Here is a 25,698-nt window from a genome sequence, read left to right as displayed (position 1 = left end):
TTACTTCTCTCCTGCAAAAGTTTTCAGCAGGTATTGGTTAATGACCGCTTTAATATTTTCCAGGCGCCCGGATGGCTGGGAGAAACCTTCCAATCCAAGAGCATGCTGCTCAAGCTTATGGAAATCAGCCGTACCATTTACTATATCCTTGCCAATTCCCTCTTTATAGCTGCTGTAGCGATCCTCGACAATATTTTCAAGAACTCCGTCTTCAAGCAATCTCTGCGCTACTTTTAAGCCGACCGCAAAGCTGTCCATCCCAGCAATGTGAGCGTGGAATAAATCTTCCGGCTTAAAGGAGCCCCGGCGGACCTTCGCATCAAAGTTCAATCCTCCGCGTCCTAATCCGCCATTTTTAATAATTTCATACATGGCAAGCGTCGTTGAGTAAAGGTCTGTTGGGAATTCATCGGTGTCCCACCCTAACAGCGGATGGCCCTGGTTGGCATCCACTGACCCCAGCACATTGTTGATGCGGGCATAATGCAGTTCATGCTCGAAGGTGTGCCCGGCAAGTGTGGCGTGGTTAGCTTCAATGTTGAATTTAAAGTGATCCTGTAGATCATATTTTTGCAAAAATGCATACCCGGAAGCTACATCGAAATCGTATTGATGTGTGGTCGGCTCTTTTGGCTTCGGCTCAATTAAGAACTGTGCATCGAACCCGATCTCCTTCGCATAGTTCACCGCCATATGGTAGAAGCGGCCGAGGTTATCAAGTTCCAGCTTCATATCAGTATTCAGCAGCGTTTCATAACCTTCGCGCCCGCCCCAGAATACATAGTTTTCTGAACCGAGCTCTTTTCCGACCTCAAGTCCCTTCTTCACTTTTGCAGCCGCATAAGCAAATACATCCGCTTCACTGGATGAAGCTGCACCGTGCACAAAGCGCGGGTGGGTGAAATTGTTTACCGTATTCCAGAGCAGCTTCGTTTTGCTGTCTTTCATGTAATCCTTGATCATACTGACAATTGTGTCCAGATTCTCGTTCGATTCTCGTAAACTGTTTCCTTCTGGAGCGATATCGACATCGTGGAAGCAGAAGTAAGGAACATTCAGTTTTTCAAAGAATTCAAAAGCTGCTTCTACTCTTGCCTTCGCAAGGTCCATCCCTTCATATCGATCCCACGGACGTTGTGCGGTACCTACGCCAAATGGATCGGATAAATCCTCCGTGAATGTGTGCCAGTAAGCCACCCCGAATCGAAGATAATCCTCCATCGTCTGGCCGTTAATCGTTTCTTCCGGATTGTAGAACTTAAATGCGTATGGATTTGTGGACTCAGAACCTTCGTATTTGATTTTATCGATATTGTTAAAATAAGCCATTATGATAACCTCCTAAAGATAATAAACTGCTTCATTTTTGGTTATATTCAAATATTTTTCCTTTACGCCACTATTTCTTTTTGTATAATGAGACATATCTCCTAAAACTATTTCCGGAGGGTCTATTATGAATTTATTCAGCGGCGCGCTTTACCGAATGATGGTTTGGATTTCCCGGCTCGCCTATCTCCATCTCTTATGGATCTTGTTCACACTGGCAGGAGCCGTCATTTTTGGACTTTTCCCTTCCACCACTGCAATGTTTGCCATCGTAAGAGACTGGTTAAAAGGGAAAACCGATCGGAATCTTTTTTCTACATTTTGGATATATTTCAAAGGTGAATTTTGGAAAAGTAATCGCTTAGGTCTAGTGGTGCTGGGGCTGCTTTTACTCATCAGCGTGGATATTTACTATATCCGTACTATATCCGAAGGTGTAACCTGGACCTATGTTCCATTATTCGCTTTCATGTTTATATTTCTATTATTCTTGTTTTACTTGTTTCCCGTGTTTGTACATTACGACCTCAAGATTCCAGCAATCTTGAAAAATACTTTTCTAATTATGCTGATCAGCCCCGTGCAAAGCTTTCTCATTCTGGTGAGCCTGGCTTCACTGATGCTGGTGTTCCGGTCGCTTCCCGCCCTTGCGTTCCTATTCGGCGGAAGCCTTTATACCTTTATCACGATGTGGCTCAGCCTCCACGCTTTTCGCAGGATTGACCGTCAAAAATCAGCGTGATCAGCCTCTGCCTCATCTCACCAGCAGATGAGGCTATTTTAAATTACCCTTTAACTGCACTGGATGAAATGCCTTCTACTACTTTATTACTGAAGAAAATAAAGGCTAATAGAATCGGGAGGAGACTAATAATCAGGGTAGCTCCTATCGCTCCCCAATCTGTCATATACTGACCGATAAAGTTCTGGATTCCTACGGTCAAAGTCTTGTATTGATCGGAACTGATGAAGGTGTTTACAAACACAAATTCGTTCCAGTTGTAGATCATGTTGATGATGACAATGGTCGATAACACCGGTGTCGTCATCGGCAGGATAATTCGGAAGAACAGCCGCTGAATCGAGCATCCATCGATGATAGCGGCTTCTTCAATTTCACGCGGCAATGTATAGTAAAACCCTAGCAAAATCATCATGGTAATCGGCAGGTTGTATGCCGTATAGGTAATGACGATGGACCATGGGTTATCTATCAAATTCACATTTAAAAACATATTGAAAAGTGGGATAATGGCGGAGTGAATAGGGATCATGAGTCCGACCATAAATAATCCAAGCACTAAACTGCTGAGCTTCCACTGCATCCTTGTGATCGCAAACGTTGCCATACTCGCAAGCAGCGAGGTAAGAATAATCGCAACTACAGTAATCCAGACGCTGTTGATGAAATAGGTACCGATTCCACCCTGCCATACCGTTAAGTAATTTTCCCACTTCCATTCCTGCGGAAGCGCAAATGGTGATCCAGCAAATATCTCACGGTTTCCTTTTAACGAGAATAAGAAGAGCCAGACAATCGGCAAAATCTGAAATACAGCTACCAGTCCTAAACATAAATAAAGGAAGATATAGCCGAGGCGATTCATGGGGTAACCTCCTTTTAATATTGAAGTTCTTCTTTGTCAGCAGTTAATTTACGAACAATGACTGTGACAATGAGTGTAATGACAAGCAGCAAGAAACCAATCGCACTTCCATAGCCGAAATCATTAGTACTGAAGGCCAATTTATACATGTAGGACGCCATAACTTCACTGGCTCCATTCGGTCCTCCTCCGGTCATTACGTAGATCAGATCGAAGTATTTTAATGAGCCTACAATCGCAAGAACGATGGTAACTTTTACAACCCCTGCTATCAGAGGAAGTTTGATACGGTAGGCAATCTGTAAAGGAGAAGCCCCGTCAATCTTAGCCGCTTCAATCAGCGATTCTGGGATGTTCTTCAAAGCTGCATAGTAAATCAAAATGTAAAAACCTGCGTACTGCCATAAAATCGGGATAAAAATTGCATACAGAACAATATCCGGATTCGCAAGCCAGGCTGGTGGGTTTTCCATTCCTAAGCCCATCAGCATCTTGTTCAATATTCCGTTGGATGGGTTAAAGACTTTAATCCACAATTGGGCTATGGCAACCGATGACAAAAGCATAGGAATTAAGTATATTTTTCTTAACAGATCGGCTCCTTTAATTTTGGACGCCAGAATCATAGATATAGCCAAATATACGATTAAGCTTAATGTTGAGAAAAAAGCTAATAAAAATGAATGAAACGCACTATCCCAGAATTTCATATCCTGCACTGCGTTTATATAATTTTCCATTCCGATGAATTCCATGTCGCCAATTCCGTTCCAATCCATCAGCCCGTAATAGGCCGACAACCCTAACGGTATAAATATAAGGATTCCGACAAGAATTAAGGCTGGCAATACATAGAAGGCGATCATCCATTTATTGGACATTACTTTATTCACTGATATTACCTCCTCCCCTGATGGGGTAGAAAAGGAGTTCCGGAAGTCGGCATCTCCTTTTCTAATTTAACTAGTCGTCTTGTTATCTATTACTCTATTCTTCGCTGGACATCGCTTCCTGATGAGCTTCGGCGAATTCTTCTGGTGTAATTTCACCGCCGAATAAAGCTTGAATTTGATTCAAGTGAACTTCTGCTGCATCCGGGCTCATTTGTACGTCTGCAAACAAGGTGATGTTGCTTGCATTATTTAAGTCATTCAAGACATCGACGTACATTTTCGGAAGGTCCATAGATTCGGCATCTACTTTAGTTGCCGGAATTACCCCTGCATCTTGCACAGATCGTTCACCCCATTGCTCTACAAAGAAGGAAACAAAATCTTTCGCTTCTGATTTCACTTCTGAATTTTCAGCTACAAACAATCCAACACCAGGACCACCTACAAAGCTGCTTTGATCCCCCTGGCCATCAACAGTTGGGAACTTGAAGTATCCGACTGAGTCTCTGAACTCCTGCGGGACATCTTCATTCGTTGTATAGTTTGGCAGATCCCACGTACCGATCATGTACATCGCTGCCTGACCGCTCATAAACATACTCTTAGCTTCCTGGTCCGAAAGACCGTTATAACCTGCATTAAAGGCATTCATATCAGCTAGTTCCTGGATATTAGCCGCTGCTTCTACAAAAGCAGGGTCTTCGAAGGAACCGCTTCCATTAATAGCTTCGGTTAGTGCCTGCGGACCGCCGATACGGTCAGCCATATACATATACCATAGAGACCCGGTCCAGCGATCTTTGTTACCTAGAGCAATTGGTTCTACTCCGTTCTCTTCAAGAGTCGCAACCACCTGCTTAAACTCCTCATACGTTTGTGGAACTTCTAATCCATTCTCTTCAAAGATGGACTTATTGTAATAGATGGGAGCAACGTTTAATTCAAGAGGAAGACCATACGTTGTACCATCTATTGCATAGGCCTCCGTTGTTCCTGACACGAAGGAGTCCTGAAGACCACCTTCCAGCACGTCATCTAAGGAAGCAAATTTATTCCCTTCAACATAAGGCTCCAGATATCCGGCCGCCCAAGTCATCCCTACGTCCGGTAATTCATTAGATGTCGATAGAACTTTCATCTTATCTTTGTACTGTTCGTTACTCAATACTTCGACTTCGACATTGACGTCTTCATTATTACTCTCAAAATCAGCCACAATATCTTCTATAATCTTGTGGTGCTTCGCCGAACTTCCTTCAGGCCACAAATGCATAAATTCAATTGTTTTTTCGTCCTGACTGGCACTTCCCTCATCCGCTCCGCCGCTGCAGCCAACAAGAACCAAAACGAAAGATGTAATCGCCAGAAATAATGTAACCGCTTTCTTTTTCATCTAAATTTCGCCCCCTATAAATTCAGAATTTTTACATCCTTTTCGAATGTTAATTACAATGTACCAGACGAAACTTAGTTTGTCTAGTGGATAAACAATGTTATACGTGCTATAATTGGGGAAACTTTTTTAAGAAGTGGATGGATGCGAAATGAAAAAGCTGAATACATGGAATCAGTACACCATTAAGAACGGAAACAAATCATTAGTATTAGAAACCATCATGAATCAAGCTCCCATCTCCCGAGCTGAAATTGCTAATAATACCGGCCTGAATAAAGGTACGGTCTCCTCTCAGGTAAGTGAACTGTTAAATGAGGATTTAATATATGAAAAAGGCCCGGGAGAATCAAGCGGCGGCAGACGTCCGGTAATGCTTTTATTCAATCAGCATGCGGGATACTGTATCGGTATTGATATCGGTGTCAATTATCTTCTTGGCATCCTGACAGACTTAGAAGGAAATATTTGTGAAGAGACCTCAATGAATTTTCATCAGCTATCCTATGAGCATATCAATGAAGAACTGTGTAAAATTATTGACCAATTAACAGCTGCCGCTCCTCCAAGTCCCTATGGAATTGTAGGTATCGGAATCGGCGTCCCGGGTGCGGTTAATAAAGATGGCAAGGTGCTGCTTGCCCCGAACCTTGGCTGGCAGAATGTCGATCTTAAACAGCCGCTTGAAGAAAAATACGAATGCCCAGTGATCATTGAGAATGAAGCGAATGCAGGTGCTTATGGAGAGAAAAAATTTGGAGCCGGCAAAGACGGAAAAGACATCATCTACGTGAGTGTCGGCGTAGGAATCGGTGTCGGACTCGTACTTAACGGTAAATTGTACAGGGGCAATAACGGATTTTCCGGAGAGATGGGCCATATGACCATCGAAGTTAATGGCGATAAATGCCGCTGTGGTAATAACGGCTGTTGGGAATTATATGCCTCTGAACAGGCCCTGATTGCCTACGGGAAGAAACTCGGTTTTTCTGAAGATCAGGATACTTTAGCAGAAATGATTGAATTGGCAAACAATGGGAACATGGAGCCGATTCAATCCTTCCGTACAATTGGAGCTTATCTTGGAGTCGGCATTACCAATATCATCAACTCTTTCAACCCGGAAAAAGTAATTATTGGGAACCGTCTCGTTGCAGCGAAGCAATGGATAGAACAGCCGCTTCTGGAAAAAACAAAAAACAACGCGCTATGGTTCCAGAAGGATGATTTAAATGTAAGCTTTTCCGAATTACACACTCATGCCACGGCGCTTGGAGTGGCAGCCTTTTCCTTTGAGAATTTCCTTAAAGTCGATATTCACCACGCTCCTGCATATAAACTGATGAATAAATAATTTTTTATAGAGGTGATGTTTCTATGTCAACTATTCAAAACCCGATCTTAACTGGATTTAACCCGGACCCGAGCATCTGCCGGGCCGGCGAGGATTATTATATCGCAGTCTCAACCTTTGAGTGGTTCCCGGGAGTGGGGATTTACCATTCCAAGGATTTAAAAAACTGGCGTCTTATTTCACGTCCATTAAACCGCTTGAAGCAGTTGAATATGAAAGGCAATCCGGATTCAGGTGGTATATGGGCTCCTGCTCTCTCCTATGAGGACAGGCAGTTCTGGCTTATCTATACCGATGTAAAAGTAGTGGATGGACAGTGGAAGGATTGTCACAACTATCTAGTCACCTGCGATACAATCGACGGTCAATGGTCCGACCCTATCCACTTGAACAGTTCAGGCTTTGATCCTTCCCTGTTTCACGATGATGACGGAAAAAAATACTTAGTTAACATGGTGTGGGATCACCGCATTAGAAACCATAACTTTTATGGCATTGTGCTCCAGGAATATGATCATGACGAACAGAAGCTTATTGGCGAACCGCAAATTATCTTTAAAGGAACCGATGTTAAGCTGACCGAAGCCCCTCACCTTTACAAGCTGAATGGTTATTATTACTTGCTGACAGCTGAAGGTGGTACGAAATTTGAACATCAGGCGACGATAGCCCGCTCGGAAAATCTGGAAGGTCCTTATGAAGTGCATCCTGACAATCCACTGATCACTACGTGGCCGTATCCAAGAAATCCACTTCAAAAGGCTGGGCACGCGTCTTTAGTGAAAACGCATACAAATGAATGGTTTCTTGTCCACTTGACTGGCCGTCCGCTAACACCGGCAAACAAACCATTGCTCCAGCCGCGCGGATACTGCCCGCTCGGCCGAGAGACGGCCATCCAGCGCCTGGAATGGAGTAACGACTGGCCTTATGTAGTAGGAGGAAACCAGCCCTCTCTCTCGATTGAAGGCCCCTCCATCGACGAACACCCATGGGGACAGGATTACGATGAGAAGGATGATTTTGATAACAAGGAATTGAATCATCACTTTCAATCGCTGCGCATTCCGCTTGGGAAGGACATACTTTCTCTTGAAGAAAATCCAGGACACCTGCGCCTGTACGGTAAAGAGTCGCTTACCTCTCCCTTCACTCAAGCTTATGTCGCTCGCCGATGGCAGCACTTTCAGTTCACAGCTGAAACCAAAGTTGATTTTGAACCTGAATCCTTTCAGCAGGCAGCAGGACTTGTGAATTATTACAACACCAGGAACTGGACCGCCCTGCAAATCACTTGGGATGAGGAAAAAGGAAAAGTCCTCGATGTGACTACATGTGATAACTTTACATTTGATCAGCCTTTGAAGGAGCCGATTTCCATTTCTGATTCAGCTGATTCCATTTACTTGAGATCTGAAGTAAAAGAGAATTTTTACTATTATTCCTATTCCTTTGATGGCGAGGAATGGCAGGACATTCCGCTGCCCTTTGAATCTTACAAACTATCAGATGATTACGTGGACGGAGGCGGTTTCTTTACGGGAGCTTTTGTAGGTATGCAGTGCCAGGATTTATCCGGCCGCAGCAAGCCTGCCGATTTCGATTATTTTATTTATAAGCACGATTAAAATTTATCGTTGATTTTTCTCAAAGTTAGTCTTCAACGATCGGGCCGTTTACTATAATACTCGATTCTGAGATAGGTTGGGCACGTGACGATATAAGGAGCGCGCTGGTGGGGAGCACAGACCCATCGGGAAGAGAGTATATTTTCTTTCTTATCCTGACTGAAATGCTTATATAAGACAGGCTATCTCGCATAGATCCTGCCTGAAAAAGTATATATACGCCCATGTTTTTATTTCTTCTCAAGCGGATGAAGGATAAAACCGTTTCGAGTTTCTGATTCGGCCAGGTCCGGAGGGGAACGGGGAGACTCCTGTGGGATGAACATGATCGGTGAGACCCCGCAGAGCTTGCTCGAGGAGGCTCAGCACATGCCCACGGAAAGCGAGTCGTTCCCCGCAGGACCTAACTCTCTCACTAAATATCTCGAAACTGAGTCTTACACAAACAGGAGCTTATATGTAAAACCAACACTGTTAACATGTCCTACTAATACGAAAAAGTAAAGGTATCTTAGCAGCTTATCCGCATGGATAAGCTGCTTTTCTTATGAGTGGCTATTCCTTATGTACAATTTCTTAAACAGGATAACTATTATTTGTCCCCCCTCTTACATATATATCAGTGAGACTACCTGTGAAGGAGATGAACTAATGAATTCCCAGAACGTGTCGATGAATTCAGCGATCGATCCGTATGTGTACCAGACATTAATGTCTATCCAGGGGAGACCCGTCGTTGTCCAGACAACTCAAGGTTCTGTAAGGGGGATACTGAAAACGGTTATGCCGGACCATATCGTTGTTGAAGTAAGCGGAACCCCTTTCTTTATTCGGACGCAGCAGATTGTCTGGGTTTTCCCTGATCAAAGATAAAAGGAGGATGCTATGTTTAAGCGCATCAATCGTATGCAAATCGCTTTGACGATTCCTGAGCATGGAGACGCCAATGCGGCCGCTGCCGTACAGGAACTGCTGGGCGGCAAATTTGGAGAAATGTCTACATTGAACAATTACATGTATCAGTCCTTTGGCTTTCGTAATAAAAAGAAATTCAAGCCATTTTATGACCTGGTTGCCAGTATTACAGCAGAGGAATTTGGCCACGTAGAACTCGTGAATAATTCAATTAATCTATTAACACGTGGTATCACTTTTACAGGGGATCCGGATATAGCTCCTTTGCAGAATGGGCTCAATATGCGTAATACGTATCAGTTTATTGCAACCGCCCAGACGGCTCTGCCAGGTGATTCGATGGGCAGAGCCTGGACTGGGGATAACGTCTTTAACAGCGGGAACCTGGTCTTAGATTTACTGCATAACTTTTTCCTGGAGCTTGGGGCACGCACACATAAAATGCGGGTGTATGAAATGACGGATCATCCAACGGCCCGTGAAATGATTGGATACTTATTAGTCCGGGGCGGCACCCACGCGCTCGCTTATGCAAAAGCACTTGAGATTGCGACTGGCGTTGATGTGAAAAAGATGCTTCCTGTACCTGATTTGGATAACTCCAAGTTTGACTACGCCCGTCCGTTTATTGAACAGGGGCTCGATAACATTCTCTATACATGGAGCGATACAGATTATCAGGATATTAATAAGATTTGGAAAGGAACCAATCCTGAAAGCGGTGAGCCCTTACAGGTGATCCAGGGAACACCGAAAGGAGCCCCCATCCCTGATCTGGATGATCTGCCGGAAGAGTTTGCCCCGGGAATTGACCGTGACGATTATGAACGGATCGCAAAAAAGCTGATGGAAAACTTATAATCTATGCCTAAAGGTACTGGCTAATTTTCATCATAAAATTATTCCACTAACGGGCCGGATAGTTGAAGACTCAGTTTCGAGATATTTTGTAGAGATAGGGGCTCCAGGGAACGGCTCGCTTTCCGCGGGCATGTGCTGAGCTTCCTCAGGCTTCGCCTTCCGGGATCTCACCGATCATGTTCATCCCGCAGGAGTCTTCGCCGTTCCCTTCCGCCCCTTTGCGATTATTGAGAGCTCAAAATTTTCTGCATAAACGCCTTCCAATGAACAAGGATCATCTATGATTCCCACTGGTCGTTACGTGTGTTTAATTGTAGAAACCCTGTTATATAAGCATTTGAGGCAAATGCAGCATGGCTTCTTTCTCCTATAGCAGGGGCCGTTCACTAGATATCGTTGGGTTGGTGGGGAAATGATGAGACTCCCATGGGAGAAGGAACTAGGTGAGATCCCACAGCGAGTGATAACGAGCGAGGAAGCTCAGCGTTCCCCCATAGGAAAGCGAGTTATTTCCCCACCAGCCCTTCTCAATTTAATGTAACGGGTCCAATTATCTCGAAACTGAGTCTTACAATATCAGGAGCTTATCTTTAATATTAAAATTTGGGTTTAACTCAGCTAAAAAAGAAGCTCTTTCGACTTGAAAGAGCTTCTTCTCTAGATTATTCTACTCCAACTGCATCATAAGCCTGCATAACAGAACTTACTTCCGCTGAATTTTCACCATATAGGTCAATAGCTGACTGGATAGCGGCTTGTCTCATCATGCTGAAGTCTGAAGTCGCCGTTAGATATTTTGTTAAAGCACGATAGTAGATTTGTTCAGTTGCCTCTCTTCCTACTCCTTCGACCTCCACATCATAATGAGTACCGCCTTCTGACACTAGATAAGCAGCCTTATTATTAATACTTGAATTAATATGGACGCCACCATTATCTAATTCTCCGGTGTACAATTCACTGTAATGATCCGGGTAGCCCCTGTCAGGGTAAAACGGATGAGGCACCTGGGATGGATCTTTCAGAGACCGGAGACCATCGCCTTCCACTCCCGGCGTATAAATGTCTTCTCCCATCCACCAATCATCCCGATCTACCATGGCTCCTAAAATGTCAGACAGCGATTCATTTAAAGCACCAGGTTCATCCTGATATACAAGATCAGCCGAACGATCGGTAACCGCATGGGTCAACTCATGGCCAATAACGTCGACGGCTCCTGATAACGGAATAAAAGTTTCACCGTCCCCATCACCGTACATCATTTGTACACCGTTCCAAGCGGCATTATTCCAGTTTTCACCTACGTGAACGGAGGAAATCATGCGCGCTCCATTGTCATCATAGGAATCTCGATTGAAGGTTTCTTTAAAATAATCATAAACGATCCCTGCGTTCTTATGAGCATCCACTGCTGCCGCATCACCAAAGTACTTATGACCGCTCGTGACTTCTTCTCCATGGTAACCAAGTAATTGAGAAAATAGGTTAAACCATCCCGGTTCCATATTAAGGGCATCGAATGTATGAACGCCGTCTCCACGGGTTCCGTCAAACATGTAGTAATCTCCCTCTTGGAAAGTCACTTCAAACATTTCTTTATTTCCAAGAACCCCTTCTCCAAATGCTTTTACATGATCAATCGCATTGTAGTTATCAACGATTTCACCTGTTTGAGCGTTGATGAAGTAATGGAAGTAACCCGGTTCAGGATCTGAGGTTGAAGCTTTTACTAAATAAGTTAGTTGAAACTTTCCATCAAATTCGTAAATGAATAGTTCACTGGAAGGCGGAGCGTCATATGCCTCTACTTCTCCGATTTCCTTTTCAATAGAAGCTTTGGCTGTTTCGATTGCTTGATCATCTGAAATTTCAGCCGTTGTGTCTATTCCTTTTTCATCCATATTCGGTACAACCTTGCCAAAGAAGGCTTTTACTTCTTCCTCCTCATTCAAGGTAACAGTCTGATGAGCCCCATAGATTGGCACTCCTTTATATTGCTCGGTTAAGCGCACATGGGAAGTGCCCGCTTTTTCATCTTTTTGAGTATCGATAACTTTGAAATTCTCGTTACTGTTTCCTTTTAGTTTGAACTTATCTTTTTGATAGTTAAGATAAGACAAAGCAATATCTTCTACGGAATGCGACTGCTTAGTTAGGGATGAAAACTTTGGCATCTCCCAGTTTTCAATGATATATGAAGGTGTCCCATACTTTTCATTCATTTTCACCTCTGAATCATCCGCATGGATACTGCTGGCTCCAATACCAAGACCGCTTAGAGCTAGCGTTAGCGCAAGTGTCGATGAAACTACTTTTTTCTTCATCCAATCACCCTCCTGTTAATTCAAGATTAGTAACTCACTCTGATCACTCGTAATCTTCACCATCGGTCTGATTTGCTTGGAATTTCCAAGTAAGATTCAGGTCGTCACCTTGAAACGCATTTTGGTCTTCTTCATTATCAACAAATTCAAATTGAACCCATAGAGTATCTTCATCGCCTACATCTAAGCCTCCGCGTTGTTCCCATAGCGGATCGAATACATCTTTTGCTACGGTGTCAGGATCCATGTTCTGCAGTTCACTTAAGGTCGTTTGGAAAACAGGCTCACTTTCTTTATCCCAGTTCCACAAGAAATTCACGCGGATATGATCTCCTAAATCCTTACTTCCATTATCACCTTCAGCGTCAATCACACTATAATCCGTTAAGAGACTGATAGATTTGATATCGAGAGTGCCTTCGTTACCTAATTTAAATTCTTTAAGTACCGTGTCTCCAGGCTTCAGGTCATTCACATCCACAATCACTTCAGGATCAACCGACACATCTAACGTCCCCATTCCAAACGTATTATTGGTCGTTTCTGTGTCGCTGAAGTATGCATAAGTACCTCCTCCCATTAATGATAGCCCTAAGGACGCAGTCACCACTCCAGCACTTACTTTCTTAAAAAAACTCATTCCATCTCCTCCTTTTTATTAGTAAACTCTTATGTATTGAAAACATAAGAAGTGGAACACCTATTGATTCGTTGAGGCTGTTTCATGTTGTTTTTTAAAGTCATTGACGGCTTTTCTAAAAGTCATACCGCCATAGATAAACAATAAGATACCGGGAACAAACAACAGCAGAGCTGCCCCGGACTTAGAGCCGGCATAATTTACAATGTGCCCCAGATAAGGGACCGTGAAGCCTGTATAATGTCCTACCACATTTTCAGATAGTACAGGGTCAAGATCAGCTCCATCATTATTATCCCCTTGAGTTGTATAGAGAGTTTCATTATTCGCCTTTTTTACTTCCGTAACCCTGTGAGTTACGAGGTTTTCATTTTTATCAATAAAGGTGAGGACATCACCTTTTGAATACTGTTGGTTTTCTTCCGTTAATTTAATGGTTATAATAGAACCCGTTTGAAACGTCGGCTCCATAGAACCAGATAGAACCGTTTTAAATTGATAACCTAATATGGTCGGTTCTCCTCCACTCGCCTTTACCGCTATAACCACCACCGCTAAAGTAAGAATAACTAGAATTGTCAGCGTGGATATGATTTTCCTACAGACTTTCAACATCGTTTTCATGGTGGAAACCTCCCGATTTCTATTGATCTTGCTTTGAATCTTTTGGATCTGCTTCTTGTTCTTCTTTAACTTCCGCAGGATCCTTTTCTTCTTGCTTTGCTTCTTTTTCATTCTTTGTACCTTCATGATCTTCAGGTGTGGATTTCTCAGCGGGTTTTTCTTTTTCTTCTCTTTCTGAAGACTCATTCTGCTCTTTTTCTTTGTTGCTCTCCGGTTTAGAAGACTCGGAATCGCTGGATTTGTTATCCTCTTTGGAGGTAATCGAATCAGTTTCCGTTTTATTTATGGATTTACCTTCTTCTACATCTTCTGATTTTTCTCGAGCATTTTCTTCGGGGTCAACTGTGTCTTTTTTTGTCTTAGCTTTATCTTCTTGTTCTGCATTTTTTTCTGCTGTGTCTTTTTCATCTTCTTTTTTGTTAGGCTTCTGCTCTTTTTCTTTTGGTTCATCTGCGTCTTTTTCTACTTGAGCTTTATCTTGTTTTGAATTCTTTTCTTCCGTGTCTTTTTGGTCTTCTTTTTTGACAGGCTGCTGCTCTTTTTCTTTTGATTCATCTACGTCTTTTTCTGCTTGAGCTTTGTCTTCCTGTTCTGCATTCTTTTCCTCTATGTCTTTTTCATCTTCTTTTTTGGCGAGGTCCTGTTCTTCTTTTTTCTCTTTTTGTTTCTCTTGTTCTTCTTGCTGAGCTTTACGTTTTTCTTTTGCTTCTGCTTTCGCCTTTTCTTCTATTTTTTTATCAGCTAGTTCTATGTCCATTTTTTTATAGCGGAACAGCACTTCCTCTATTTCCTCCAGTCCCTCTGTAACAAAAGGAAGACGATCCTGCTTATGTTCGTTAAGTAGGTTTACCGCTTTTTTATGTAAAGCATCGAACTCTTCCATGCTCTCTTTTAGTTCAGCACGACCTTCTTCGAGTTCCTTAGAATCTTTGTCTTCTTCTAAGAGGGTGACGTAAAGAGAGTGTGTATGCTCATAAGCCTCTTGCAATTCTGCTACTCTTTCTTCTACTTCGCTGGGAAAAAGAGAAGCTGTAGAAATCGTCATCCTCTGCTTTTCTTCAGAAATAAAAGCGGCCTCCGTATCTGTGACTAACTGGGAGAATAATGAAACGACAAGACTGAGAGTGAAAAGAGGAACAATAATGAATGAAATCACACGCAGATGCCAGGGCTTCATAAAATCCTCCTTTCTACTTGCGTGTTTATCTTGTATCTATCATCTTATATTTTGAATATTCTTAACATTATCCGTTCAGCGTATTTTTATATGCCTTTAGAATTACTAGAAGACGTACACCAAAGGTACTAGTCCATCTATATCTTTTGAGTCCAAGTTGGTATCGATATTCAACCACCCCCTTATTCCGCTAAAGGGCCGGTTAGTTGAAGACTCAGTTTCGAGATAATTTGGGTCCGTTACGATATTTGAAGAAGGGCTGGTGGGGAAATAACTCGCTTTCCTGTGGGGGAACGGTGAGCTTCCTCGCTCGTTTCACTCTCTGCGGGATCTCACCTAGTCCCTTCTCCCATGGGAGTCTCGCCATTTCCCCACCAACCCAGCCACGGGAGAATAACGGACCCTCTGAAAAGAGAGTATCCTATCCTCCTTATCCCGCCTGACTGCTTATATAACAGGCGATCCCGCACAGTTTCAAACTGGAAAAGTATATACGCCCATGTGATTATTTCTTCTCAATCGGGTGAAGGATGAAGCCGTTTCGAGTTTCTGATTCGGCCAGGTCCGGAGGGGAACGAGGAGACTCCTGTGGGATAAACATGATCGGTGAGCCCCCGGAAAGCTTTAGCTTGAGGAGGCTCAGCACAAGGGATGTTCGACTAAGATCGCCACGTCCTGTGGCAACGTCGAACGACCCTGCGTCGTACAGGGCCGGAAAGCGAGTCGTTCCCCGCAGGACCTAACTCTCTCACTAGATATCTCGAAACTGAGTCTTCCACAAACGGGAGCTTTTCCGTAATAAGTCATCACTGAAATTTCACACGAGCCAAAATAAAAAGGGTTCCGATTGTCAAAACTGACAATCGGAACCCTTTTTATAGTTAGTTATATCCCAGCAACTTTAAGCTTGCTAGTTAATCCATGCCCACGGGAGGCAGCAGTTTATTCTGAACAGCATAAAGAACGGCTTGAGATCGACTTTTCACTTTTAATTTACGATAAATATTGCTGATGTGTATTTTTACAGTTTTATCACTGATATACAGAATATGGGCAATTTCCTTATTCGTATGACCTTTCGTCAGTTCATGCAATACTTCGTGTTCACGCTTGGTAAGTCGGGAATCCGAACTCACGGAATTTTTTCTTCTTTTATAGTTCATGACTAAATTCTTGGTCATCGATGGTGGGATCACACAGTCCCCCCGATAAACATTAATAATCCCATGAATAAGCTCATCACTAGAGGTATCTTTTAATAAATAACCGGAAGCTCCTGCCTCCAGTGCTCTCTGTAAATATTGCTCATCGTCCGCAATAGTCAGCATGAGTATTTTAACTATGGGAAAGTGCTTCTTCACATATCTGGTCAATTCTACTCCACTTTCCTCCTGGAGATGGACATCCATAATCACAACATCTGGCTGGCAAAGGCCGATTTTCTCCTTTACTTCATTTGCTGTACTGGCTTGTTCAATCACTTCTAATTCCTTAGCTAAGTTCACTACAAGCGCAATTCCATCTCTTAGTACGCTATGATCATCAACAATCATGACTCGAATCATATCGCTCATCTACCTCCTGCTTTACTGAACAAACTTCACGGTTTGAATTTGACAACATTCGACATAACGAACAAAAGTACAATACAGCACAGATTGGGTGGTAATAATGAATAGTAATTACGTATGTGTAACACTTCCTCCTAATAAACGATATTACTAGGTTTTGCACCTTTATTTTATATCTATGGACCTATTTAAAGTCCCCTAATCTCTATGTATAAGACATATTTTACCATCAAAAGATATTTTTTACTACTATTAACTTATATTTTTGTTCTTAATTGAGTATCTTTCTTCACGATTCATTGCTTTCTAAAATCGAACTTCCTTCGTCCAATGTCTTTCAGTGACTGATAACTTTAAATGTTTATCTGCCCTGAATCACGTTAGTTTTTGGTCTCGACATTGCCGCGTGAAAATTAAAAAGACTGTCGAGAACGTCCCGACAGTCTTAAGCTTTATATTTTTAAGCATTAGAAGTAACACTGTGCGTTTGATAATTGTTCGTCGTTAATAAAGTCGCAACAATCAGTACAATCACAGCTACTGGCACAGCCACAACCACACTATTGACCTCAAACGGCTTTTGCAAGATGATTTCCCATGTAAGGGTGGCTACAACTCCTGCCACCATTGAAGATACGCCTCCTACTGCGTTTACACGTTTCCAGAAGAACACGGCCAGAACAGCAGGCGTCAGTCCTGCTCCGTACACCGTATACGCATACATCTGAACGCTTAGGACAGTTGGGAAATAACTGATAAGGAGATAAGAGAAAATTCCTAGTGCTGCGATAAAGATCCGTGTCATCGACAACAGCTTTTTATCCGAAGCATCCTTGTTTACGTATTTTCCATAGAGATCATACGTTAAGTTGGTAGCTGCAGACAAAAGATAAGAGTTACCTGTTGTGATGATAAAGGACGCGGCAGCAGCAAGCAGTATTCCGCCAATGGCCATTGGCATAGCTACTGTTGTAGCCATCAGGGCCATACCTGGGTCGATATTTGGAAATAAAGAACGGGACGCAAAGGCGATCAATGAAATCGAGGGCGAAATCACAAGCATCGCAATTAGCCAGCCAAGTTGTGCGCGTTTAGCTGATTTGTCCCCTTTGGAAGAGGCGAGCCGCTGGTACATATTCTGGTCACCTAATAATAAGAATAGAGACGGCAGTAAATACCCGATCATTTGGATAGTCGTTAACCCGCCTGTAGAACTCATATGTGCTTCAGGAACATTTGCGACAATTTCACTCCATCCGCCTGCGACGGCGATGATCGTCGGCACCGTTATGATCAGTCCACCGACCATGAGGAAACCACTGATGGCATCTGTCTGTGAAACCGAACGCAGACCACCGATCATAGCTAAAAAGATAATCATAGCTGCACCGATTATAGTCCCGGTCTGCACACTCATCCCAGTGGTTAAATTAAGTATAAACCCAAAACCTTTCATCTGATAAGATACGATACCTACATAGGCAAGAATGATAATGACACTCGCAATGTTACGGGAAGTTCGTCCGTATTTTGCTTCCAGAATTCCTGATACCGTATACTTTCCATACGCACGGATTTTGGGAGCAACAACATAGAGAATAATAATACCGACTAACGTTGGGAGCATCATCATCAAAGATGGAAGAATTCCGTAACTGAAAGCCATCGATGTTTCTCCACCAGAAATACTTCCACTGCCTGTCCAGGTAGCAAGCAGGGTTCCCATTAAAACAAAGGGTCCAAGGCTCTTCCCTGCTAAGACGAAATCTTCACTGCCGGCTACTTTTTTGGACATAAAAATGCCGATGCCAACCATAATTAAACCATATATAACAATGAACCATAATAAATTCGGATTTTGCTGTAATTCCATAACTACTCAATCAGCTCCTGATGTTTGAATTGCTGGTTCTTTGCTGAGTCGTCTTTATTGCATCGGCCGATGAGTTAAGCGCTCTCTGAACACAACGATATTTAATTTATCACACTTTAAAAGATTGTGAAAATAGCAATTTCATATGGCTTTAGAGCCATTTTAAGCCAATTTTTACGGATGGAATATTTTCACAATCTAGTATGAAAGCGATAACGCCATAGGATGAAAAATTTGTATGATTTTTATGAAATTTCTAATTAATGAAGCAAAATCACAATAAAATCTATTTTTAAAATGATTCAATAGTACTATAAAAAGAAGCGGATATCTATGAAGTAGACACCCGCTTCCTCTTAAATCAGCGCTTTTATACGATTTTCCAGTAAATTTTTCAATAATTGCTTGCCGTCATTGGTACCAATCGATTCAGGGTGAAATTGGACCCCCTCAATAGGGTATTCTAAATGACGCAAGCCCATAATTTCCCCTTCTATTGTAGTGGCGGTTATTTCCAGACATTCTGGAAGACCTTCTCCATCCACAATAAGAGAATGGTAGCGCATGACTTCCATAGGATTGTTTAATCCCTCATAAATCCCACGGCCCCCGTGAAAAATTGTGGAAGACTTTCCGTGCATTAGCCTGTCCGCACGTACAACCTTTCCACCAAATACCTGGGCAATCGCCTGATGGCCAAGGCAAACGCCAAAGATAGGCGTTCTGCCTTTAAAGTAATCGATGACCTCAAGTGTCTGCCCCGTTTCATCCGGAGAGCAAGGCCCCGGTGATAGAAAAATCAAATCTGGCTCTACTGCTTCTATCTCTGCTATATCGATTTCATCATTACGTCTGACAATAACCTCTTCACCGAGCTCTCCTAAATACTGGACCAGGTTGTAGGTAAACGAATCATAATGATCAATCATGTAAATCACTCAGCTCAACCCCTCTCCGCTCCTTCGTTTACTTAACGAGTTCAGCAATGCTGTTGGAAAAGCTCTTAAGTGCTCCACTTTTTTCACCGCTGTTTATTTTATCAAGCTCGTTTTCTATTAAACGAATAATTTTACTGCCAATAATGACACCGTCCGCATGTTCACGTACAACTTTTACATCCTCATTGGTGGAAACGCCAAAGCCTACTGCGACAGGTACCGGACTGTATTCTTTCACTTTTTTAATAAAAGCCAGCGATTCTCCTGTCATTGTGTTTTCTCCGCCCGTTACCCCAAGCGTGGACACACAGTATAGAAAGCCTTTCGCGTTTTCAGCAATCTGCTTGATTCGCTTCTCAGAGTTTGGAGCTACCAGAGAGATAAATTCAATGTCTTTGGATTCTGCCTGATCTCGAATCTCTTCACTTTCTTCAAAAGGAAGATCTGGAATGAGCACGCCTTCGACTCCGTTTTCTTCAAGTAATTCGAAAAACTGATCGTGGCCGAGTCTTAAAACTGGATTGTAATAGGTGAAAATAACGACTGGAATGGTAAGACCGTGTTTGCGAAGCTGTGGGACAAGTTCAATTGCCTTTTTAAGTGACATTCCTGCATCAAGTGCTCGTCTTGCTGCCCGCTGAATCGTTGGCCCGTCTGCAAGAGGATCGGAGTAAGGTACACCGAGTTCCAAGACGTCGGCACCCTGCTGCTGAAGACGAAGCGCGAACGCGATCGTCATGGACGGATTGGGGTCCCCTGCTACGAGAAAGGGGATGAACAAGTTTTCCGTTTTATTTAATTTACCTTGAAACGATGTCTTCGTCAGCATACTAAACCTCCTCCTCGAAATGTTCCATCAGCGTAGCCATGTCTTTATCTCCACGACCGGACAGGTTGATTAAAATGGTTTCATCTTGAGACATGCTGCCAGCTTCCTTGAAGGCCTGCGCGAGCGCATGAGCTGTTTCGATGGCCGGAATAATTCCTTCCCGCTCCGTTAACAGACGAAGAGCTTCTAATGCTTCTTTGTCCGTAATAGATTCATACCGGACTCTTTTGGTCTGGAATAGGTGGGCGTGTTCTGGCCCTATGCCCGGGTAGTCGAGACCGGCAGAAATGGAGTAAGGTTCAGTGATCTGCCCATTTTCATCCTGCATTAAATACGTGAGGGAGCCGTGAATGACGCCAGGCGCACCCTTGGTAAGAGTTGCGGCATGTTCAGACGTGTCAATTCCGCGTCCGGCAGCTTCTACGCCGATCAGTTCCGCGTCATCTTCAAGAAACGGATAGAACATACCCATCGCATTACTTCCTCCGCCTACACAAGCGTAAATGCGGTTGGGCAGCTCCTGCTCAACTTCAAGGAACTGTTTCTTCGATTCGTCCCCGATGACACGCTGGAAATCACGGACCATACGAGGGTAAGGGTGAGGACCAACCACAGAACCAATTAGATAAAAGTGGTCTTCACAATTGGCAACCCAATAGCGGATCGCTTCATTTGTAGCATCTTTCAGCGTTCCATTGCCGCTTGAAACAGAGACTACTTCCGCTCCAAGAAGCTTCATGCGGAATACATTTAATTCCTGACGGCGAATATCTTCTTCACCCATGAACACTTTACACTTCAGCCCGAACTTAGCAGCTACGGTCGCAGACGCCACTCCGTGCTGGCCGGCACCTGTTTCTGCAATAATTTTTCCTTTGCCCATTCGTTTGGCAAGAAGTGCCTGGCCAATCGCGTTGTTCAATTTATGAGCTCCTGTATGGTTCAAATCTTCACGCTTCAGATAAATCCTGGCACCGCCTAGATTATCACTAATTTTATCAGCAAACGTGAGAGCAGTTGGACGACCGGCATACTCTTCAAGTACATGATGGTATTCATCGTGAAAAGCCTGATCTTCCATGGCTTGATCAAGAGCATCTTCCAGTTCCTGAAGAGGTCCCATTAATGTCTCAGGTACATATTTGCCTCCAAAGTCACCGAATCTGCCTTTAACGTCTGGAAATACTTGCAACATTCCGCTCCACCTCTTTCGTAATCGCTTGTATTTTACTTAGATCTTTTTGTTCGTCTGTTTCGATACCGCTTGAAATGTCGATGCCTTCCGGACGATACTCCAGCAATTCTGCCACATTTTCCGGTGTCACTCCTCCGGCAATCAGACAAGGAACTCCTTGTTCAAAAGCTAAATCACGGTATTCAGGAATCGCTTCCCAGTCAAACCGGATGCCTGTACCGCCTGAGACGCCCTTCACCTTTGAATCAATCAGATAGCCGTCCGCTACTCCCTGGAAAACCTCCATTTGGTTTTTCCCGTTCTGCTGGTGATGGATGACCTTCCATACGGGAAGGCCGAATGATTCTTTTATTTTTAACAGATCAGAAACCTTTTCATTTCCATGCAGCTGGATGACATCCAACGGTACAAAATGAAGAACTTCCTCGATTTCTTCAATGCTCGGGTCGATGAACACCCCGACAAGCTTCTGCTTCGGGCGAATCTGTCTCACCCAGCGTCCGACCAGCTCAGGGCGTACGTAACGTTTCGTTTTTCTAACGAAAATAAACCCGACATGAGTGGCGTTGGAGGATGTGGTCTTGCTCAAATCGGATAAGGAGCGGTTGCCGCAGAATTTAACGATGGGCTCCTTCATAGCACATTGACTCCCGTCATTAAATCATGAACGCCTTTCTTAATGTCCGCCTGCTTCATAAGCGATTCTCCGACCAGCACTCCTTCAGCTCCGTAGCTGACCACCTCACGTAAATCTTCATTTGTGAAAATTCCGCTTTCAGAAACAAGAAGGGATTCTTTAGGGGCATGCTCCGCCATCCTTTTCGTCTGAGAAAGCTTCGTTTCAAACGTGTGAAGGTTACGATTGTTCACGCCAAGAATTTCCGGGGTGAATTCCTTCAATACCTTTTCCAGTGTTTCTTCACTATGCACTTCAACTAAGGCTTCCATGCCTAGATCATGCGCCTGCAAATAAAGTTCGTGAAGCTTCTCTGCTTCCAGTGCTTCGCCGATCAACAACACGGCGTCCGCCCCAATGTAGGCACTCTCAGCGATTTGCATAGAGTCTATAATAAAGTCCTTTCGTAAAACAGGAACGTCCACCACTTTTTTGATATCCGTCAAAAAATCTCGATGTCCCTGGAAAAAATGTTGATCTGTTAATACAGAAATCGCCTGAACACCGGCCTGATTGTATTCATGGCCGATTCGTACAGGATTGAAATCTTCGCGGATGATTCCTTTAGACGGAGATGCCTTTTTCACCTCTGCAATCAGTCCTGCTAAATGAGGAGAATTTTTCAAGGATTTCTTTAGTGAATAGCTCGTAAATGATTGTTCTTCCGGTAAAAAGAGGCGTTCCACCTCTTGGCGCTTCACGGCTAGAATGGTATCAAGCATACTGGCGATCCTCCCTTTCCACTGCTATCGACTCAAAGTAACGACGGGTCACTCCTGTCTCGATGGCCTCTTGAACTTGTTTAACACCCTCACGAAGGTTTTCTGCTTTTCCTGCTACATAAAGACCGGCTGCTGCGTTCATGGTCACGATCGTAGTGGCACTATCGTTCGCGTTACCCAGCATGACCGCCTCAATCATCGCTGCACTTTGTTCTGTTTTTTCAATTTGAATGTCTTCAAGTTTACCCCTTGTAAGACCGAGGTCCTCCGGCGCAACCGTAGTACGGCTGATTACACCGTCTTTCAGTTCCACCAGGTCGGTAATTCCTGTTACAGTTATTTCATCTAAGCCATCACGGCCAGTAGCTAACAATACATGTTTCGAACCAAGGTTGTACAACGCTTCGGCCATTTTCTCAGCATAGGCTGTGTCATAAATACCGATTAGCTGACGGCGTGCATTCGCTGGGTTGGACATCGGTCCAAGAAGATTAAAAACGGTACGGAAACCAAGTTCTTTACGGGCAGGACCAGCATGTTTCATCGCCTGGTGATATAGAGGAGCGAACATAAACGTCATCCCTTTTTCATGAAGAGCTTTAACTCCTTCTTCAGGAGTTGTATCAATCGGTATCCCGAGCGTTTCCAGCACATCGGCACTGCCGCTTCTGGAGGATACTTTACGGTTGCCGTGTTTCGCCACTTTCACGCCCATACTTGCAAGGACAATAGAAACAGCGGTAGAAATATTGAACGTAGAAGCTCCATCGCCTCCTGTACCGCACGTATCTACGACCGAATCATCCTGGACATCAAGCTTGGTCATGTTCTCCCGCATCGCCTGGACAAAGCCGGTCATCTCATTAACTGTCTCCCCGCGGTAGCTCATCACGCTCAGCATACTCATTAGCTGTCCAGTTGTCGCTTCTCCCTTCATGATGGCGTCCATGGTAGCAAAAGCTTCCTGCTCAGATAAGGTTTCTCCGGATACTACTCGTTTTAAGATGTCGTTCATTTATACTCCACTCCTTCTCTGCTCGTCTCGAATACTTGCTCAGCTATTTGAATCGTTCTCTTAAGGGCACTTGCTTTACTTAACGTTTCCTGAAATTCCGTCTCTGGGTCTGAGTCAGCAACGATCCCGGCGCCTGCCTGGATATAAAGATCTTTTCCGACCAGAGTCATCGTCCGGATCGTAATGCAGGAATCGATGTTGCCATCGAAGCCGAAATATAAGATTCCGCCGCCGTATAAGTTGCGCGGGGTGGGCTCCAGTTCCCTAAGAATCTGCATCGCCCGCACTTTAGGAGCTCCGGATAACGTCCCTGCCGGGAAGGCTGAACTTACAGCATCAATCGGTGAAATGTCTGATCTCAGCTGTCCTACGACCTTACTGATGATGTGCATAACTTTTGAAAATCGTCCGATGGTCATATATTCGGTTACATCGACAGAACCAAATTCAGCTACACGTCCGATATCATTGCGGGCAAGATCCACAAGCATGCGGTGTTCCGCCAGCTCTTTTTCGTCTGCCAAAAGTTCTTCGGCGAGAGCATCATCTTCTTCCTGGGTTGTGCCTCGCTTTCTTGTTCCTGCGATCGGGTGAATTTCAAGTTTCCCTTCCTGCACTTCCAGTAAACGCTCAGGAGAACTCCCGATCACTTCTACGTCATTAAATTTCAGAAAGAACATATAAGGAGAAGGGTTAACGTTTCTTAATACGCGGTACAACTCAAAGCCGCTCCGTTCTGTTACTGTGTGAAACCGCTGAGATAACACGGCTTGAAAGATATCCCCGGCACGGATGTATTCTTTAATTTTTTCTACATCGCTTTTGAACTTATCAGGATGGTAATTGCTGGCGAGTTCAACACCCGCATTCTCTTCCAGATCACCAGCAAGCATTAAATCCGGGAGACCCTGATGGTTCATTAACCGCTGCTGTACTTTTTTAATTCGCTGTCTGGATTGTTCATATATAGTAGAAGAAAGCGATTCGTTATCCACTCGCGCATACGTTAAAATCGTTACTTCCTTAGTTTTATGATGATACGCAATAAGCGTCTGGCAAAATAATAAATGATAATTAGATAAAGCCAATTCGTCCTGAATGGCACGCGGAACAGGTTCGTAATCGGAAATAGCATCGTAGCTGATGTATCCGACTCCTCCTCCTTTAAAAGGAAGTGGTACATCCGCAGGTTTTACATTCAGGGTGTTCACCACATGGTTAAACGCTTCTTTAAAGGTAGCAGCTGATTCAGTTGTATTTTTTTGAAAATCAGAGATCACAAAATCAGCCTCGTTTTCTTTTATTTCTATCATCGGATCTAAGCCAATGAAAGAATAATTCGACCAGGGTGATTCAGGATCCTGACTTTCCAGCATATAAACAGCTTCATCGTTAAGCGCATGAAACATGTGTATAGGGGTTAACGTATCTGTGAAAAAGGATTGACTTACGGGAATGGTGTGATGCTCGCGGGCATCCTGAATAAATGTTTCGTACGTGGTCATAGACTCACCTCTCCATATAAATTTATGGAGAATGAGACGTTGAGAGGATAAATATAAGAGGATGATAAATATAATTATAAAGGCCAGGCAATCTTCCAGCTCCTTCGTCTGTTGATCCCTGTGCTCACTCAGCTATGCTCATCCTAGAAACTTCAACTCTACGGCTCTCATTCTCATCTCAACTATGCTTTATTCTGATCACTTTTAAATAGTCTATAAAATTCAGACAATAATGTCAACCACCGGCGTTTGATTGGGTATTTCAACCATCGGAAAGGGGTGTTATCCGGAAAACTTGGGTCGTTGCCCCAAACCAAAAGAGAAAGGTTGGCTAAGGAAACTACTCGCTTGTACCCCCACCGTAACCCAACATCGCTAAATCAAGTCTTACAGAATAGGGACGTTATCTGAGAAAAACAACATGAAATTTTTAAAGCCCCCCTTTAAAAAGAAAGGCTCTGTTAAAGTTTATTATTGATTTTTCATAAGAGCCTTCTTACGCAATAGGACCATTTAGTGGAAGACTCATTTTCGAGATGTTCTGGGCCCATTACAATATGAGGGGGAAGTTGGTGGGGAAATAACTCGCTTTCCTATGGGGAACGGTGAGCTTCCTCGTTCGTTTC

General features: G+C 43.6%; 22 protein-coding genes. 5 read left to right on the top strand and 17 right to left on the bottom strand.

Translation table 11 applies throughout. The annotated features are described in order from the left end of the window. A complete protein-coding gene (gene xylA / locus ACTWPM_RS05995) occupies positions 1 to 1,329 on the bottom strand; it encodes a xylose isomerase (protein WP_443132158.1) in 1,329 nt (442 codons plus the stop codon). 127 nt (positions 1,330 to 1,456) lie between these two features. Here xylA and ACTWPM_RS05990 point away from each other — a divergent pair, with 127 nt between their 5' ends. Next, positions 1,457 to 2,071, top strand: a complete 615-nt coding sequence (locus ACTWPM_RS05990) for a YesL family protein (RefSeq protein ID WP_443132157.1) — start codon at positions 1,457 to 1,459, stop codon at positions 2,069 to 2,071. A 43-nt stretch (positions 2,072 to 2,114) separates the two neighbouring features. On the opposite strand, the gene ACTWPM_RS05985 is transcribed toward ACTWPM_RS05990, so the two are convergent. The 3 genes from ACTWPM_RS05985 to ACTWPM_RS05975 form a co-directional block, all read right to left on the bottom strand. Next, a complete protein-coding gene (locus ACTWPM_RS05985) occupies positions 2,115 to 2,936 on the bottom strand; it encodes a carbohydrate ABC transporter permease (RefSeq protein WP_443132156.1) in 822 nt (273 codons plus the stop codon). Between the two features lie 14 nt (positions 2,937 to 2,950). Then, positions 2,951 to 3,829: a carbohydrate ABC transporter permease gene (locus ACTWPM_RS05980; protein ID WP_443132155.1), complete on the bottom strand. Its 879-nt coding sequence runs from the start codon at positions 3,827 to 3,829 to the stop codon at positions 2,951 to 2,953. A gap of 94 nt (positions 3,830 to 3,923) precedes the next feature. Continuing rightward, a complete protein-coding gene (locus ACTWPM_RS05975) occupies positions 3,924 to 5,222 on the bottom strand; it encodes an extracellular solute-binding protein (protein ID WP_443132154.1) in 1,299 nt (432 codons plus the stop codon). A 151-nt stretch (positions 5,223 to 5,373) separates the two neighbouring features. Between ACTWPM_RS05975 and ACTWPM_RS05970 the strand changes: the two genes are divergently transcribed. The 4 genes from ACTWPM_RS05970 (at position 5,374) to ACTWPM_RS05955 (ending at position 9,980) form a co-directional block, all read left to right on the top strand. Beyond that, the gene (locus tag ACTWPM_RS05970; RefSeq protein ID WP_443132153.1) at positions 5,374 to 6,576 is read left to right on the top strand and encodes an ROK family transcriptional regulator; all 1,203 of its coding nucleotides are present in this window, start codon (positions 5,374 to 5,376) and stop codon (positions 6,574 to 6,576) included. 23 nt (positions 6,577 to 6,599) lie between these two features. Next, complete coding sequence (locus tag ACTWPM_RS05965; protein ID WP_443132152.1) at positions 6,600 to 8,204, top strand: glycoside hydrolase family 43 protein; 1,605 nt, start codon at positions 6,600 to 6,602, stop codon at positions 8,202 to 8,204. 651 nt (positions 8,205 to 8,855) lie between these two features. Continuing rightward, positions 8,856 to 9,077 (top strand): YuzF family protein, encoded by a 222-nt coding sequence (locus ACTWPM_RS05960; protein ID WP_443132151.1) that lies wholly within the window; start codon positions 8,856 to 8,858, stop codon positions 9,075 to 9,077. Positions 9,078 to 9,089: 12 nt separating this feature from the next. Next, entirely contained in the window at positions 9,090 to 9,980 is an 891-nt protein-coding gene (locus tag ACTWPM_RS05955) for a manganese catalase family protein (RefSeq protein WP_443132150.1), read from the top strand. A gap of 662 nt (positions 9,981 to 10,642) precedes the next feature. On the opposite strand, the gene ACTWPM_RS05950 is transcribed toward ACTWPM_RS05955, so the two are convergent. The 13 genes from ACTWPM_RS05950 to trpE all read right to left on the bottom strand — a co-directional run bounded on the left by ACTWPM_RS05950 (position 10,643) and on the right by trpE (position 25,072). Beyond that, positions 10,643 to 12,307 carry a M4 family metallopeptidase gene (locus ACTWPM_RS05950; RefSeq protein WP_443132149.1) on the bottom strand — a complete coding sequence of 555 codons (1,665 nt, stop codon included), beginning with the start codon at positions 12,305 to 12,307 and terminating at the stop codon, positions 10,643 to 10,645. A 43-nt stretch (positions 12,308 to 12,350) separates the two neighbouring features. After that, complete coding sequence (locus tag ACTWPM_RS05945; RefSeq protein WP_443132148.1) at positions 12,351 to 12,947, bottom strand: CalY family protein; 597 nt, start codon at positions 12,945 to 12,947, stop codon at positions 12,351 to 12,353. Between the two features lie 60 nt (positions 12,948 to 13,007). Next, positions 13,008 to 13,571 (bottom strand): signal peptidase I SipW, encoded by a 564-nt coding sequence (sipW, locus tag ACTWPM_RS05940; protein WP_443132147.1) that lies wholly within the window; start codon positions 13,569 to 13,571, stop codon positions 13,008 to 13,010. Positions 13,572 to 13,590: 19 nt separating this feature from the next. Then, complete coding sequence (locus ACTWPM_RS05935; protein ID WP_443132146.1) at positions 13,591 to 14,748, bottom strand: DUF4047 domain-containing protein; 1,158 nt, start codon at positions 14,746 to 14,748, stop codon at positions 13,591 to 13,593. 914 nt (positions 14,749 to 15,662) lie between these two features. Beyond that, positions 15,663 to 16,322, bottom strand: a complete 660-nt coding sequence (locus ACTWPM_RS05930) for a response regulator (protein WP_443132145.1) — start codon at positions 16,320 to 16,322, stop codon at positions 15,663 to 15,665. A 457-nt stretch (positions 16,323 to 16,779) separates the two neighbouring features. Beyond that, positions 16,780 to 18,192 (bottom strand): sodium:solute symporter family protein, encoded by a 1,413-nt coding sequence (locus tag ACTWPM_RS05925; protein ID WP_443132144.1) that lies wholly within the window; start codon positions 18,190 to 18,192, stop codon positions 16,780 to 16,782. Between the two features lie 356 nt (positions 18,193 to 18,548). Further along, positions 18,549 to 19,130: an anthranilate synthase component II gene (locus ACTWPM_RS05920; protein WP_443132143.1), complete on the bottom strand. Its 582-nt coding sequence runs from the start codon at positions 19,128 to 19,130 to the stop codon at positions 18,549 to 18,551. A gap of 28 nt (positions 19,131 to 19,158) precedes the next feature. Beyond that, positions 19,159 to 19,959: a tryptophan synthase subunit alpha gene (gene trpA, locus ACTWPM_RS05915; protein ID WP_443132142.1), complete on the bottom strand. Its 801-nt coding sequence runs from the start codon at positions 19,957 to 19,959 to the stop codon at positions 19,159 to 19,161. Between the two features lies 1 nt (position 19,960). Continuing rightward, positions 19,961 to 21,154: a tryptophan synthase subunit beta gene (gene trpB / locus ACTWPM_RS05910; RefSeq protein WP_443132141.1), complete on the bottom strand. Its 1,194-nt coding sequence runs from the start codon at positions 21,152 to 21,154 to the stop codon at positions 19,961 to 19,963. After that, positions 21,129 to 21,791 carry a phosphoribosylanthranilate isomerase gene (locus tag ACTWPM_RS05905; protein ID WP_443132140.1) on the bottom strand — a complete coding sequence of 221 codons (663 nt, stop codon included), beginning with the start codon at positions 21,789 to 21,791 and terminating at the stop codon, positions 21,129 to 21,131. The genes trpB and ACTWPM_RS05905 overlap by 26 nt, the downstream gene beginning before the upstream one ends. Next, a complete protein-coding gene (gene trpC / locus ACTWPM_RS05900; protein WP_443132139.1) occupies positions 21,788 to 22,552 on the bottom strand; it encodes an indole-3-glycerol phosphate synthase TrpC in 765 nt (254 codons plus the stop codon). The genes ACTWPM_RS05905 and trpC overlap by 4 nt, the downstream gene beginning before the upstream one ends. Next, positions 22,545 to 23,567: an anthranilate phosphoribosyltransferase gene (gene trpD, locus ACTWPM_RS05895; RefSeq protein ID WP_443132138.1), complete on the bottom strand. Its 1,023-nt coding sequence runs from the start codon at positions 23,565 to 23,567 to the stop codon at positions 22,545 to 22,547. Before trpD ends, trpC begins: the two co-directional genes overlap by 8 nt. After that, positions 23,564 to 25,072 carry an anthranilate synthase component I gene (gene trpE / locus ACTWPM_RS05890; protein ID WP_443132137.1) on the bottom strand — a complete coding sequence of 503 codons (1,509 nt, stop codon included), beginning with the start codon at positions 25,070 to 25,072 and terminating at the stop codon, positions 23,564 to 23,566. Before trpE ends, trpD begins: the two co-directional genes overlap by 4 nt. Positions 25,073 to 25,698 lie beyond the last annotated feature (626 nt).

It is taken from the genome of Halobacillus sp. K22 (assembly GCF_052246795.1).
Classification (GTDB): Bacteria; Bacillota; Bacilli; order Bacillales; family Halobacillaceae; genus Halobacillus.
The sequence above is the reverse complement of the archived record's forward strand: the minus strand, read 5'-3'. Positions and strand labels throughout refer to the sequence as shown.